This window comes from Vibrio algarum, from assembly GCF_028204155.1.
Classification (GTDB): Bacteria; Pseudomonadota; Gammaproteobacteria; order Enterobacterales; family Vibrionaceae; genus Vibrio; species Vibrio algarum.
Genome location: NZ_JAQLOI010000001.1, coordinates 518,308 through 531,991, shown reverse-complemented (window position 1 = coordinate 531,991; position 13,684 = coordinate 518,308). Strand labels below are relative to the sequence as shown.

Below are 13,684 nucleotides of genomic sequence, written 5' to 3'. Positions count from 1 at the left end.
GTCTAGGTGCCACATTGTAGCAGACTACGACGCCACGATAATCCGATTAAAAAGAAAGATCGCACAAATATGCTTAAACAATATATTGTTTTAATAGTTTCCGTTCTAATCAGTACTTTTTCAGCCATTTCATATGCTGACGACGAAGAACAAAACACCAAGCCTACTTTCGCCTATTATACGCTGGCACCAGATCTAACCACTAACGTATATACCAAAGGGAAAAAACTAGCTTATCTTCAAGTTCGAGTTGATTTAATGGTGGCAGATAGTTCTTATGTTGTTGAATTAGAAAGACATGAACCTCTAATTCGAGATACTATCGTTGCCTATATTGGTGAACAGACTGAAGATCAAGTAAAAACCCTAGCTGGCAGAGAAGAGCTCAGAAGGCAACTTAAAGAAAATCTAAATAACCTGTTAATTGCTGAAACAGGCAGAACTCTCATTGCAGATTTACTGTTCACTAAATTCCTTTATCAATAATGTCACATAGTCTTGTTCCACCAAGACTATGTCATGACAAACCGAATGTTAGCCATGTGACTTTTTAGGCATTTGGCTATCAATTAAAGCAAGTAAAAGCCCTGCACCTAAACCGACTAAATGCGCTGTATTTGCAATAGCCATGTAGGGTTGAATAAATCCTAACACCAACCAAATAAGCATAAATATCACAATAGGTTTCGGTAGGCTTACACCTTTTTGTGGGGAAATGACACCTAGTAACCATGAGTACCCCATCAATGCATATACAACCCCTGATAGGCCACCAAAGTTTGCGCCTTCAACCCAATACTGACCTGCACCTGAAAGTGCCGACGAAAATATAAAAATTTGTAGTAGTTTGACAGACCCAAGACGTTTTTCAATATCACCACCTAATTGCCACCACCACAAAAGGTTAAAAGCGATATGGGCGACGGAGAAATGTATAAGAGCATGTGACACCCAACGCCAGATCTGCCACTGTTGACCTTCTTGCGCAGGGAAATGCGTTACAGAAAATACAGAATCACCAAAACCTATTTGAAATAGAATAAATAAACCAATAGAAACAGACATGATAAGAAGCGTAAGAGGCCCTGCTTTTGCTTTTACCATCCCTAAAATACTTGGAGTATGATATTTAAATTTTCGTGTTCTAGAATCCGCTAAATCCCAAGATGCTGCTTGATATTTACCATCATTAGGCGCAGCTAGAAAGTGAGACAGTTCCGACTCAGCTTCTAGCTTATCTGCATCATTCTTCAACCAAATAGCGAATTGTCCCCCACCCTCTGGCATCATATCTAATTCGATTTTTCTTGATGCCATATAGTCAATAAAGGCCTGAGCCGTTCTGGGATTATTGATAGTAATAAGCTTAATCATTTAGCCTCTCTGAGTCGGCAAGCCAGCCATGTGCCATGCGGAAAATCCACCGTCAACACTGTAAACTTCTTCATAGCCTTGATTCACTAAATATTCTGCGGCTCCTTGACTGCTTACTCCGTGGTAACACATAACAAGTATAGGGTGATCAAATTCGACCTCTTCCATTAAAGAAACAATAGTATCGTTTGTTAGATGTCGGGCTGTTTCTGCATGTGACACAGAAAAAGAACCAGCATCTCTAATATCAACAAGTACGGCGTTTCTATCACTAATTAAACCCTTTGCCCCAACTGCACTAATCTGCTTGAAACTACTCATTGACCGACCTTCCATTATGTGATTTTTGTCACTAGATTGTATACCAAGTGTTATTTCCACCCAAGTAACAATCCTTGAGCGATAATAAAGATTTCCTCGGGACCTGATTTAAAACTATCCCAACGGGAACAATTTAATGCTATTAATTTTTATCCACCGATGATTAAGTTTTAGCCATCTGTGGATAAATCTGTGAATTACGTTGATAAAGTATCTCTTAATAAAAAGATCCACTACATGTAGTAGTGATCCTTATTTTTCTGTGTGTATCAAAGAAACTATCCCCAAACTTTTTTCCCTCATAATCCTAGTCTATCCGCTACTTCCTGACAGTTCATGAAAGTTTTCCTCACAGACTTATGCACAGGAAAATTGTAGATTTGATCACTCATATCGATCGGTTTCGATCAGGCATAAAAAAACCGAGATCTCTAAGATCTCGGTTCTACAAATTTTTTTGTTACTTAAATTATCCGTTGGCCTTTTTGTTAAAATTCACCAACCGCCAATTTTAGTTTCTTCATCGCATTTTTTTCAAGCTGACGTATTCTTTCTGCTGAAACACTGTAAGTTTCTGCTAGCTCTTGCAATGTTGATTTTTTATCGTCTAACCAACGAGAGCGAACAATATGTTGGCTTCTTTCATCTAACGTTGACAACGCATGGGTTAAGCGTGAATTGGTGTGCGTTTCCCAGTTATCAGCTTCTACATTATCCGCAACGTCAGAGTGCTTATCTTCAAGATAAAGCACTGGAGCAGAATAACTACCAGAGTCATCATCGTCGTTTTGTAATTCAAATGCAGCGTCTTGAGCAGCAAGGCGTGATTCCATTTCCCGCACTTCAGAAGGAGCAACTCCTAGTTCGCGAGCAACCGTTTCAACTTCACCGTTATTAAACCAACCTAAACGCTTTTTATTTTTCCTCAAATTGAAGAAAAGTTTACGCTGCGCTTTTGTTGTCGCTATCTTAACAATACGCCAGTTTCTCAATACGTATTCGTGGATTTCGGCTTTAATCCAATGCACGGCAAAAGAGACAAGGCGAACACCTACTTCTGGGTTAAAGCGTTTTACTGCTTTCATTAGGCCAATATTGCCTTCCTGAACTAAATCTGCCATCGGCAAACCATAACCAGAATAACCACGAGCAACATGAACGACGAATCTAAGATGTGAAAGTATAAGACCTTTCGCAGCATCTATTTCACCTTTGTAATGTAGTCTTTCAGCCAAATCACGCTCTTCTTCAGCTGTCAGCATAGGGTAACTGTTTGCTGAGCGGATATAGCTGTCTAAGCTATCTTGCGTAACTAAAGCCATTGAATACTTTTGATTTGCCATTAAAGTCCTCATTCTTTTTACATTGAGCAACATTTTTATTCTAAACCCATCAATATTGAACTTAATCAAAGAAAGTTTCAATAAGGGGAAAACAATTATCCATAGATATAGCCACTATACAAGGGCATTCTTGAGTATTTACGTTTGTTGACAACTATTTTCACATTGTCTTAAGACAAGAAACCGTTATACAGGTTCAATCTCTTTCAAGTGCTTACGCGTAGATAGATTTGCTGCTGTGAAACCTAAAAAAACACCTAGCATCAGCAAAAGTAATGACTCATCCCAATTTAAGCCGATTAAATGAAATTGATTGTCGTATAAAATAGAAAGCTTATCTACAGCTCCATTAAGTATAACAGTAATTATAGCGGTCAAAAACCAAGCACTTACGCCACCAATAAAACCAAACCACATACCAGAATAAAGATAAGGCCGTAATATAAAACTATCGGTAGCACCAATTAGCTTCATCACTTGAATTTCTTCTTTATGCGCTAATATCGTAAAGCGCAGTGTATTGCCTACAATTAGAAAAACGGCACCAATCATTAAGACCGCTAGGGTAACAACAACTGCTGTAGCCAGATTCTTCATCGCATCTAATCGAGCAAGCCAGTCTTCATCCAGCCTGACATCAGTAATGCCCTGCTCTTTACTTATCGCTAATGCAATCTCTTTAATAACAGCATCGTTTTGTTCTGTTGGCTGTATGATCAACACAGCTGGCAAAGAATAATCGCTTAATAATGAAATCGCTTGTTCAAAGCCAGAATACTCGCTTAAATCATTGAGACCTTGCTGAGAAGAAATATATTCCACACTCTCAACATTTGCCCAATTTTCTATCTTATCTTTAAGCACCATGATTCGCGCTTCAGCAATATCTTCTTGAATGTAAGCATTCACTTGCGATGGACTAGCTACTCCTTCAGCAACCTTTGCAATATTTTTACCCACAAGGTACACAGTCGCGGGCAAAGAAAGAGCCATAGCAATGACAGCTAAGGTCAATAAATTCCCTAATGGCCTAAGCCACAAGCTCATAAATGAGCTTTTGGCTTGCCTTAAATGCATCGCCAAGAAACCAACACGATCAACTTTCTTTTTAATACGAGTATTATTGGCCATAACCTTCAACCTCGCTTAGAAAACCTTGATTCAATTCGAATTGGCGATATTGCGGGCGACTACTAACAAGGCCAACATCGTGAGTGGCTACAAGAATAGAAACTCCAGCTCGATTAAACTCTTCAAGTAACATCATGGTTCTATTAGAAAGTTCAGGATCTAGATTACCGGTAGGCTCGTCAGCTAAAACTAATGTAGGTCTATTGACAACAGCCCTAGCAATACCGACTCTTTGTTGCTCACCACCAGACAGTTGACTAGGTAAGCATTTAGCTTTGTCTAATAGGCCTATTTTATCTAAGGCGGCGGAGACTCTACGCTTAATATCGTTTTCTGTCGCAGACTCTATACGCATTGGCAAGGCAACATTATCAAAAACAGTACGATCCATTAATAAGCGGTGATCTTGAAAAACAATACCGATATTACGTCTTAATAACGGAATATCGGTATTCGAGATTTTAGTAATATCATGCCCATTGAAGTGAATAGTGCCATCAGAAGGTCGCTCCATAGCACAAATCAGCTTAAGTAAAGTACTTTTACCTGCACCAGAATGCCCTCCCAAAAAGGCCATTTCGCCCTGCCTAAGGTGAAAATCGACTTTTTGTAATGCTTGGCGACCACCTCGGTAAGCTTTACTCACTTGCTGAAATCTTATCACCGACTCTTCCTTTGACTATTTCATTCATTTTGACAAAGCGCTGTCGCATTAAAGCGCTTAACTATTACTTATTCTTCGCGACTAAATAGCGCTTCAATAAAGTTTTCAGATTCAAACGGGCGAAGATCATCAATGCTTTCCCCAACACCTATATAGCGAATAGGGATATTAAACTGATCAGCAATAGCAAAAATAACGCCCCCTTTCGCCGTGCCGTCGAGTTTAGTTAATGTTATTCCTGTTATAGGTGCAACATCACTAAACAGTTTTGCTTGGCTAATCGCATTTTGGCCAGTGCCAGCATCAAGTGTTAACATAATTTCATGGGGCGCTGAATCATCAATTTTTTTCATCACACGCACTATTTTACGTAACTCTTCCATCAAGTGGCCTTTGTTTTGTAATCGGCCTGCTGTATCGGCAATGACAACATCGGCACCACGGGCTTTCGCCGCCTCTATAGCATCATAAATCACAGACGCACTATCGGCTCCGGTATGCTGCGCGATCACGGGCACATTGTTTCTTTCACCCCACACTTGTAGCTGTTCTACAGCTGCAGCTCGGAATGTATCTCCTGCTGCTAACATGACTTTTTTTCCATCAGCCTGAAATTGTTTCGCTAACTTACCAATGGTGGTGGTTTTACCTACACCATTCACACCAACCATCAATATAACGTATGGCGTATGTTGAGAGTCGATAACCAATGGTTGTTCTACGTGAGACAGTATTTCTGCCATCTCTTCTTTTAATAAACCATAAAGTGCTTCACCATCTTTTAACTCTCTACGTGAGGCCTTTTCAGTTAAGCTGTCAATGATTTTTACGGTCGTATCCATCCCAACATCGGCTATTAAAAGCTGCTCTTCCAATTCTTCAAATAGATCATCGTCTATTGATTTTCCTTTAAATAAGCCAAAAAATCCTGCACCAATGTTCTGTTTTGTTCGTGCTAAACTACGTTTTAACCTTGCAAAAAAACCTTCTGTCGGTTTCTCTTGCTCCACGATGACTGTTTTTTCTTCTTTTATTTCAGAATCATCCGCTTCGTCTAAATTTAATTGTGCTTCTACCGATTCAGTCGAATTTTCTATTTGCTCAAGATTCTCAGCTGTCAAAATGGATTCTGTTGTATCTTCGAACCTTGTAACAGGTGTTTCTACAAAAGCTTCTTTTTCACTTTCAGAATCCACATTCGTATTGAGTTCATCATCTACTGCATCTTCATTAGTCAAAGATGCTTCGTTAATTTGAAGATCTTCTTGGTATTCATTGCTGGCTAAGTCAGATTCAACAACATTCTCTGCTTCTTGATTCTCTTGTTGAAGTTCTTCTACTTGCTCATTTTTTCCATCTTGGCCTTGCCCATCATCTTCGCCAAAACCAAGCCATGAAAATAGTCCGCGTTTTTTCTTATCCGTCATCGAGAGGAGTCCTAGATCTAACCACTAATTCTAAATAAATTGCCCTGCAAAATTATTTAAGCAGAGAAAAATGACAAAGTACTGAAAACTTTCTGTTTTGATTGGTACACTTTGACATTATGTAACTGGATATAGTAACACTTTATTAGCGGTCAAAAAATCTATGGTAAGAAGTCGAACTAAAAACAATTCACAAAAAAAGCAGCCTGAAGGCTCAATACGCATTATTTCTGGTCTTTGGCGAGGTAGAAAGCTACCTGTATTTAATGCTGAAGGATTAAGACCGACCACAGATCGCGTGAAAGAGACGCTATTTAATTGGATTGCTCAAGATGTACCACATGCAAAATGTTTAGATTTATTTGCTGGTTCTGGTGGATTAGGCTTAGAGGCTGCTTCTCGTCAAGCAAGCCAAGTAGTTATGCTAGAGCTTAACTCTCAAGCTCATAAACAATTAACCCAAAATATCAGCGCATTAAATGCAAGTGCTGTTGAAGCAATAAATACTGACAGTCTTGCCTTTCTTGAAAAGCACGGAACACCTTTCGACATCGTTTTTATCGATCCCCCTTTTAGGCAGGGGTTATTAGAAAGCAGTATTAAACTATTAGAAGAAAATAACTGGTTAGCAGAAAATGCTATGATTTATATCGAAACCGAAAAAGAACTCACACTGACTGCCGTACCAGAAAATTGGACTCTTCACAGAGAGAAAAGTGCAGGACAAGTAAGTTACCGACTATTTGAAAGGAACGCAGAATGAAGATCCTGATATTTTTAGCCAAAGCCTCTATTGCATTTGTTTGGTTTGTCCTTCTATTCAATATTTTTATGCCATTCCCAGGAAAAGCAGCAATTGCACTCTATATCATGACAGGATTCTTGTTCATGATGCATGCTGTTCAAATGTTGATATTTATTGGCGCTTTTGGCGATAAGATAAAAATTAGCGGGTGGGAAAAATGGTCAATTTTGATATTTGGTATTTTTTCTTTGCTTGATATAAGACGAAAACACATGATGTAAAAAATAGAGCGCTTTAGCGCTCTTTTTTATTAACCTATAAAATCTTTGAGACCATCAAGGAACATCTGAGTCGATATCATAACCAACAACAAACCCATCAGTCTTTCAACTGCCTTCAAGCCCTTTTCACCCAACAATTTATGGAAAAAATTGTTAAACATGAGGACAAAGAAACTTGCAGACCAAGCAATAAGTAAGGCTGCAGCCCAATCCCAGATTCGGTCAGGCTCTTGGCTAGATAACAATAGCAGTGAAGCCATTACAGATGGGCCAGCAATCATAGGAATTGCCATTGGCACAATATATGGCTCTTCGCCAGCAGCAAGGCCGGTTACGCCACCTGGCTGCGGAAATATCATTCTGATTGCGATAATAAAGAGAATAATACCACCAGAAATACTCAATGTTTCAGGTGCTATATGTAAGAAGTTAAGTATATTTTGGCCACCAAACAGAAAGGCCAATAAAATAACCAGCGCGACAAAAAGCTCACGAACCAAAATGATGCGTCTTCTTTTCGGTTCTATATGCTTGAGAATGGATATGAAAATAGGCAAGTTTCCTAGGGGATCCATAATCAAAAACAGCATAGTGGCTGCTGACAGTATATCCATTATTATTAACTCTCCGCGCAGTGTTTATGGCAGAATTATAAAGATCATTTTGGCTATGGGTTTACTGTAAAAAAGCGTTACTTACACTTATTTCCAGCATTAATACTGTATTTTCCATCAATGACCGTAATCTTCGCTTTAGAAATAAAAAATTCAAAAATCTCATCAAAGCTTAAACCTTCACTATGGCAAGTATGAAACTGAACATTTTCACCAAACTCTTCGGTTAGTTCTTTTCTAACTTCATCTCGAGTAAGTGTCTTTTCAGAGAGGATTTCTAGTATTTTGTGACCGTGAACGTTATTCATTTTTGACCTTCTATATAAAGAGGGATTGAGGATACAGCAAATAAAGTATAAACCTTAATTAATTTATAACTAATAAGTGAGTAGTGAGTAGTGAGTAAGCCTAGTTATGCAACGACGGAAGCAACAATTAAAGAATGAGCAACAAGAAAGCCAACTGTAGCCCATAAGTTAGAATTCATAACAGGTTTACGATAGGTATTAACCGCACAAATTAAGGTTGCAGCCACAAAAATAAGACAGGCAAAACACGCGTAAAGATTAGCGGCACTTGCATCATTCATCCAAACGGCAGAAGCCGCCCATGACATCTGAACTAAGACGACTCCCATAATAGAAACGGGAAAAATGATCGTATCTAATTTTGGCAGTAAAAGTAATATAAGAATAACACTTCCGGCGAATAACAGCGCTGGTAACCACCAAGCTATATCACCGTGCAATAAAGACCAAAAGCCTTTGCTATAAAATAAAAAAGAAAATATTAACGCAGCAAAACTTGCTTTCGTTTTCGCAAATAGGCTGAATACATCAGAGATAGAGGCGAGCAACAGACCAATAGCCACCCAGATAAATTGTGGTTCATTACGGCCAGTAGAAACAAGAACCGTCATCAACAATAGTAAAGTTATTGGTTTCAATATTTTAGACGCGCGCTTCTCTTCTCTATTCGCTGCCGAAATATGAACAAATCCAGATAGCCCTACCATCAGCCGACCCCACATACGTTTTCCTTATTTTATCTCAGGCGGCTAGTGTAGAAAAATTGAAATTTTAGTCCAGTATTAATGACCAATAGTTCGAACTTAACGATAATAACTCTCATTATGTAAATGAAGTGTTAAGAAAACATTCTTCTTATAAGACAATTAAAACTAAAGATGCTTAACAAGCTTATCCCAATGAAGAAGATAAAAACCAGCAGCCGCGAGTGTAAAGAAAGTCATCACTAATATAGCGGCACGCCAAATAAATCTATTTGCTCTCGGAGTTAGTTCTTTTTCACAAGCATCACATGTTGCGAAATAGAATTTTCGGTTTTCTAATTGAAAATCATCTTCATGAACTATTTTATTACGAATAGTAGCGATGTATCTCAATTTACTTATCACGTCATGAGGCAACCTGTCTTCACAACTAGTGATAAGTTGATGCAATCCTTTCCCATCTGCTCGGTATTGCACTCGCAATAATTTTTCAATACGACGAGTACGCTTAACGACTTCCTCTATATTCGACATATTGTCCTCCTTGAGCCTTTGTATCAAAGACGTAATATCATTATAAATAGTTCTCACAAAAACAGAGAATTACCAAACCCTATCTTAAGTAAATATTGTGATGTTGACACTATAATTTACAATCACTTACATCGATTCGACATCGTAAAAACCCGGTACCTATACATTTCAATTCGTAATTGCATCCTCTAAAACCAATGTAACTATGGCAATAACCAAGAGGTTCTTCTGCTTTTTGACAATACTATACTAACAAATAGAGCTCCGCTCCCACTTATAAGAATCCATAATGGGATAACCCACAGTGGGTGTCCTTGACTCCAGCCAAACTCCTTCATTGGCCACAGAAAAATGGGATGTAAAATATAAATTCCAAGGGAGTTTTTGCTGATCACTCCAACAATATTTATCGTAATCTGCTTAAAACCTTCACCAAAATAACGACACAACATAAACACCATAGAAGCGGCTAAAACGGTATTTACCGTTTTATAAGATAACCATCTTCCAACTGTGTATTTATTGAGCGAAATGCTTTCTATTGCGACCATCCAAACACTACTAAATGCCCCCACGAACCCCAAGAAAACAAACAAACTTACCGATTTTTTCGTCAACGGGAGCTTTTTATAAAGGACGTAACCAAGTAGCAGATAACCAGAATATAACCATAGTTGGTGGCTCCACGGGCCATCGATTCTAAATAGGTACAGCGTAGTTGTAAGTAACCAGATAGATAAGCCCGCGTATAGTGTTAGGTCATCGGTTTTTTGCACTAAAACTTGAAGCAAAGGAATAACAAAATAAAGTGGAATAAAGTAATAGAAAAAGCCCAAGTGATAATAGGTTTCTTTGTGGTAGGCGTTACTCAAAATACCCAATGCAATATCGAGATCATAGCCACTAACTGACCACCCAGATAGATAAGAATAAAATAGAGACCAAACGATAAAAGGAATCAAGACTTTCCCAAGGCGACGACTGACGTAATATTTTGCATTAAACGCTCGTGTATCGTTTAACATCAATGCACCCGTGATCATAATGAATACGGGCACTGCCCATCGACTAAGCCCATTGACTGTGATCGCAGACATCCATTCATTTAAAGGAATAACGCCCAATTCATCTCGATAAGGTGCTAGAACGTGAATAGCGATGACGGCGACTGCAGCCACACAACGAAGCAAATCAAAGAAAAAGACTCTTTTTTCCATTGGTTTTCCAAATTAGACCAAATAGGCACGAAGCAATACTATATTGCCTGTACATCATTTGTTCATATTACATAGAAAAAAAGTGATTAATAGTCAGAGGGATGTAAAAAACGCCTACAAATGAATGTAAGCGTCAAGGTTCTAATATTTTGCTAACAAGCCTCTTCATCAGGGATCGTTCTTGGTAGATAAATAGAGATCAAAGCCGTAATAGTTAGAAAACCAAATGAAACCCATAAACAAGCAGCCAATCCTGCAATCTGAAACACCCACCCGGATAATATTGTACCTATTAGTCGTCCCATCGCGTTCGCCATATAATAGAAGCCTACATCCAATGAGACCCCGTCTCCCTTTGCATAGCTGACTATCAAATATGAATGCAGTGACGAATTAACGGCAAAAACAGCCCCGAATACCATCAAACCAACAATAATAACTAACTCTGGCTGCCAATCTATTTGAACACCATAGGCGACTAACCCAGTAACCATAGCAAGTAAAGCTGCCCACATTATTGCTACCGAGCCGTCAGGAACCCTTCCTTGCGTTTTACCCGTAATTTTAGGTGCTACGCCTTGCACAAAACCATAAGCAATTACCCACAAAGCTAAAAAACCACCAACCCACAAATGATCCCAACCAAACGTCGCTCCTAGGTAAACCGGTAACGCAACAACAAACCACACATCTCGAGCACCAAAGAGAAACATTCGAGCGGCAGAAAGAATATTAATACTTCGCGATTTTGAAAAATCTCCTTAAATTTGGGCTTTACCTTCGCTTTTCCCATATTATTTTCTAGCGCAAATAGGCTCCCTATAAGCACTAGCGAAAGGACCGCAGCCATGAGTAATACAGCCGATTGAAATCCGATGAAAGACAGTAGTAGACCACCGAGAAAAAAACCTGCACCTTTTAGGGCATTTTTAGATCCTGTTAATATAGAAACCCATTTATAAAGAGCACCCTGTTGATCATTCGGGACGAGTGTCTTAATAGCACTTTTTGCACTCATTTTATTGAGATCTTTCGCTATTCCTGAGACGGCTTGTGCAGCCATAACCCATGGAATAGAGAGCCAAGCACTTGGCACCGCTAACATAACCAAAGCACCGACTTGCATTGCTAAACCAACATTCATCGTTCGATTTAAGCCTAGTCGAGCCCCTAGCCAGCCACCAATTAAGTTAGTAATGACACCAAAAAACTCATAAAACAAGAAAAGAGAAGCAATGGCGAGAGTACTGTACCCAAGATCATGAAAATAGAGCACTACTAACATACGAAGTGCGCCATCGGTGATGGTGAAATTCCAATAATTGAATGTGACCAACATATATTGGCGGACACTCTTGCTTAGATTTGAAAACATACGCGGCTTCACTATTAATACAGATATTAAGCTACAACTTTGTAGCTATCATTGGTCCTAATTGACATAAAAAAGCTTTAGGATCATGGCAACCCAAAAGCTCTTTTCGCTCACTATTTATACCCAAATCACTTCAGAACTTGTTCGATATATTCGATTTGAAGAGGCTTAGTAAATGCTCCTGGGCGAAGAGCTTTAACTTCTGTCTTAATCGAATCCAGATCCCAGCCAAGTTCTAGCAATATATGAGCAGCAAGCAAACCTGTGCGACCGGATCCCCCCATGCAATGCAACACAACCTTCCCTCCTTGTTGCAATGCATTATGAACCTGAGGGCTAATAACCTTCCAACGAGCATCAAACTCCTCGTCAGGAGCATGGTCGTCTTCAATTGGTTGATGGAACCAAGTAAAACCGAGCTGCTGAGCTAACTCTGGCAAGTCTGATACACCAGCGGCTTCCATCTCTTCATGGTTTAGTGCTGTCACTATTGCTTTGGCACCAGCTGCTTTAAGCTCTTTAAGAGACGTTTCTAAATCAACGCCTTTCGTACCCGGGCAAGGGGTAAGGATAAGAGCGGCATCATTATCCGCTACATTTAGTTGCCAAGTAGGATGTGTCATTGTTAAAACCCTTATGCTAAACCGACTTTGCGTACCAACTCTGAAGTTCGTGTCGCATAACCCATTTCATTATCATACCAAGCGTAAATTTTAACCATGCGTGTCCCTACGACCATGGTAGACAAAGCATCAACAACCGTTGAACGCTGATCACCCTTGTAATCGATAGAAACAAGAGGTCGCTCTTCAAAACCTAGAATTCCTTTTAATTCACCTTCTGAAGCTTCTTTCAATAGGGCATTAACTTCTTCCGCGGTGGTATCTCTCTTCACATCAAAAATAATGTCAGTCAATGAGGCATTAGCAAGCGGAACACGAACTGCGTGACCATTTATTTTGTCTTTAAGTTCTGGGAATATTTCCACAATCGCGGTAGCTGAGCCTGTCGTTGTTGGAATTAAGCTCATACCACAAGCACGAGCACGACGAAGGTCTTTGTGAGGCGCATCCAAAATGGTTTGTGTATTGGTTAAGTCATGAATCGTCGTAAATGCCGACTGTTCAATACCAAGCTTCTCATGGATGACCTTCACTACAGGCGCAATACAGTTCGTAGTGCAAGATGCAGCCGTAACTATTTTATGTCGTTCTGGATCAAATATATGATCATTCACGCCGACAACGATATTGGCGATACCTTCTTCCTTTACAGGTGCAGATACAACCACGCGTTTGACACCTTGAGCTAGGTATTTATTTAAAAATGAAGTATTGCGATGAACCCCTGTCGCTTCAATAACGACGTCGCAAGCAGACCAATCTACCTCATCAATTTCTTTTTTTGAGTCGTAGCTATTCTCTTACCATTAATAACCATTTCAGAATCTTCCGCCACGACTTCATGATGCCAGCGACCTTGAATGGAGTCGAATTCCAACAGATGCGCAAGTGTTGCCGTGTCACCCGCAACGTCATTGATTATCACAAATTCCATCTCCGGCCAATCATAAGCAGCGCGCAGGGCTAATCGACCAATTCGGCCAAAGCCGTTAATTCCAACTTTAATTGTCATGTGTATTTTCC

15 protein-coding genes and 2 pseudogenes are annotated in these 13,684 nt (G+C 39.4%); 3 read left to right on the top strand and 14 right to left on the bottom strand.

Translation table 11 applies throughout. The annotated features are described in order from the left end of the window. Positions 1 to 69: 69 nt before the first annotated feature. Entirely contained in the window at positions 70 to 486 is a 417-nt protein-coding gene (locus PGX00_RS02725; protein ID WP_272132624.1) for a flagellar basal body-associated protein FliL, read from the top strand. 48 nt (positions 487 to 534) lie between these two features. On the opposite strand, the gene glpG is transcribed toward PGX00_RS02725, so the two are convergent. The 6 genes from glpG to ftsY all read right to left on the bottom strand — a co-directional run bounded on the left by glpG (position 535) and on the right by ftsY (position 6,260). Continuing rightward, positions 535 to 1,374: a rhomboid family intramembrane serine protease GlpG gene (glpG, locus tag PGX00_RS02720; RefSeq protein WP_272132622.1), complete on the bottom strand. Its 840-nt coding sequence runs from the start codon at positions 1,372 to 1,374 to the stop codon at positions 535 to 537. Further along, a complete protein-coding gene (gene glpE, locus PGX00_RS02715) occupies positions 1,375 to 1,695 on the bottom strand; it encodes a thiosulfate sulfurtransferase GlpE (protein ID WP_272132621.1) in 321 nt (106 codons plus the stop codon). Between the two features lie 488 nt (positions 1,696 to 2,183). Continuing rightward, a complete protein-coding gene (gene rpoH / locus PGX00_RS02710; protein ID WP_272132619.1) occupies positions 2,184 to 3,038 on the bottom strand; it encodes an RNA polymerase sigma factor RpoH in 855 nt (284 codons plus the stop codon). A 186-nt stretch (positions 3,039 to 3,224) separates the two neighbouring features. Continuing rightward, complete coding sequence (gene ftsX, locus PGX00_RS02705; protein WP_272132617.1) at positions 3,225 to 4,169, bottom strand: permease-like cell division protein FtsX; 945 nt, start codon at positions 4,167 to 4,169, stop codon at positions 3,225 to 3,227. Beyond that, complete coding sequence (gene ftsE / locus PGX00_RS02700; protein WP_272132614.1) at positions 4,159 to 4,833, bottom strand: cell division ATP-binding protein FtsE; 675 nt, start codon at positions 4,831 to 4,833, stop codon at positions 4,159 to 4,161. The genes ftsX and ftsE overlap by 11 nt, the downstream gene beginning before the upstream one ends. A 68-nt stretch (positions 4,834 to 4,901) precedes the next feature. Next, the gene (ftsY, locus tag PGX00_RS02695; protein ID WP_272132612.1) at positions 4,902 to 6,260 is read right to left on the bottom strand and encodes a signal recognition particle-docking protein FtsY; all 1,359 of its coding nucleotides are present in this window, start codon (positions 6,258 to 6,260) and stop codon (positions 4,902 to 4,904) included. Between the two features lie 163 nt (positions 6,261 to 6,423). Between ftsY and rsmD the strand changes: the two genes are divergently transcribed. Together rsmD and PGX00_RS02685 are read left to right on the top strand one after the other, a co-directional pair. After that, positions 6,424 to 7,023: a 16S rRNA (guanine(966)-N(2))-methyltransferase RsmD gene (rsmD, locus tag PGX00_RS02690; protein ID WP_272132611.1), complete on the top strand. Its 600-nt coding sequence runs from the start codon at positions 6,424 to 6,426 to the stop codon at positions 7,021 to 7,023. Beyond that, positions 7,020 to 7,286: a DUF1145 domain-containing protein gene (locus PGX00_RS02685; RefSeq protein ID WP_272132609.1), complete on the top strand. Its 267-nt coding sequence runs from the start codon at positions 7,020 to 7,022 to the stop codon at positions 7,284 to 7,286. The genes rsmD and PGX00_RS02685 overlap by 4 nt, the downstream gene beginning before the upstream one ends. 29 nt (positions 7,287 to 7,315) lie before the next feature. Here PGX00_RS02685 and PGX00_RS02680 read toward each other — a convergent pair whose 3' ends face one another. From PGX00_RS02680 to PGX00_RS02645, 8 genes and pseudogenes are all read right to left on the bottom strand, one after another. Further along, positions 7,316 to 7,900, bottom strand: a complete 585-nt coding sequence (locus tag PGX00_RS02680; protein WP_272132608.1) for a YhgN family NAAT transporter — start codon at positions 7,898 to 7,900, stop codon at positions 7,316 to 7,318. A 77-nt stretch (positions 7,901 to 7,977) separates the two neighbouring features. Next, on the bottom strand, positions 7,978 to 8,208 hold the full coding sequence (locus PGX00_RS02675) for a YecH family metal-binding protein (protein WP_272132607.1): 231 nt from the start codon (positions 8,206 to 8,208) through the stop codon (positions 7,978 to 7,980). A 104-nt stretch (positions 8,209 to 8,312) separates the two neighbouring features. Beyond that, positions 8,313 to 8,930, bottom strand: coding sequence for a lysoplasmalogenase (locus PGX00_RS02670; protein ID WP_272132605.1), 618 nt, complete (start codon positions 8,928 to 8,930; stop codon positions 8,313 to 8,315). 150 nt (positions 8,931 to 9,080) lie between these two features. Next, positions 9,081 to 9,446 (bottom strand): DUF4145 domain-containing protein, encoded by a 366-nt coding sequence (locus tag PGX00_RS02665; protein WP_272132602.1) that lies wholly within the window; start codon positions 9,444 to 9,446, stop codon positions 9,081 to 9,083. Positions 9,447 to 9,649: 203 nt separating this feature from the next. Further along, positions 9,650 to 10,663: an acyltransferase gene (locus PGX00_RS02660; protein ID WP_272132600.1), complete on the bottom strand. Its 1,014-nt coding sequence runs from the start codon at positions 10,661 to 10,663 to the stop codon at positions 9,650 to 9,652. A gap of 152 nt (positions 10,664 to 10,815) precedes the next feature. Next, positions 10,816 to 12,038: pseudogene (arsJ, locus tag PGX00_RS02655) on the bottom strand (organoarsenical effux MFS transporter ArsJ). Positions 12,039 to 12,166: 128 nt separating this feature from the next. Further along, positions 12,167 to 12,661 carry a cyclin-dependent kinase inhibitor 3 family protein gene (locus tag PGX00_RS02650; protein ID WP_272132598.1) on the bottom strand — a complete coding sequence of 165 codons (495 nt, stop codon included), beginning with the start codon at positions 12,659 to 12,661 and terminating at the stop codon, positions 12,167 to 12,169. Positions 12,662 to 12,672: 11 nt separating this feature from the next. Then, a pseudogene (locus tag PGX00_RS02645) lies at positions 12,673 to 13,673 on the bottom strand (ArsJ-associated glyceraldehyde-3-phosphate dehydrogenase). Positions 13,674 to 13,684: the final 11 nt, after the last annotated feature.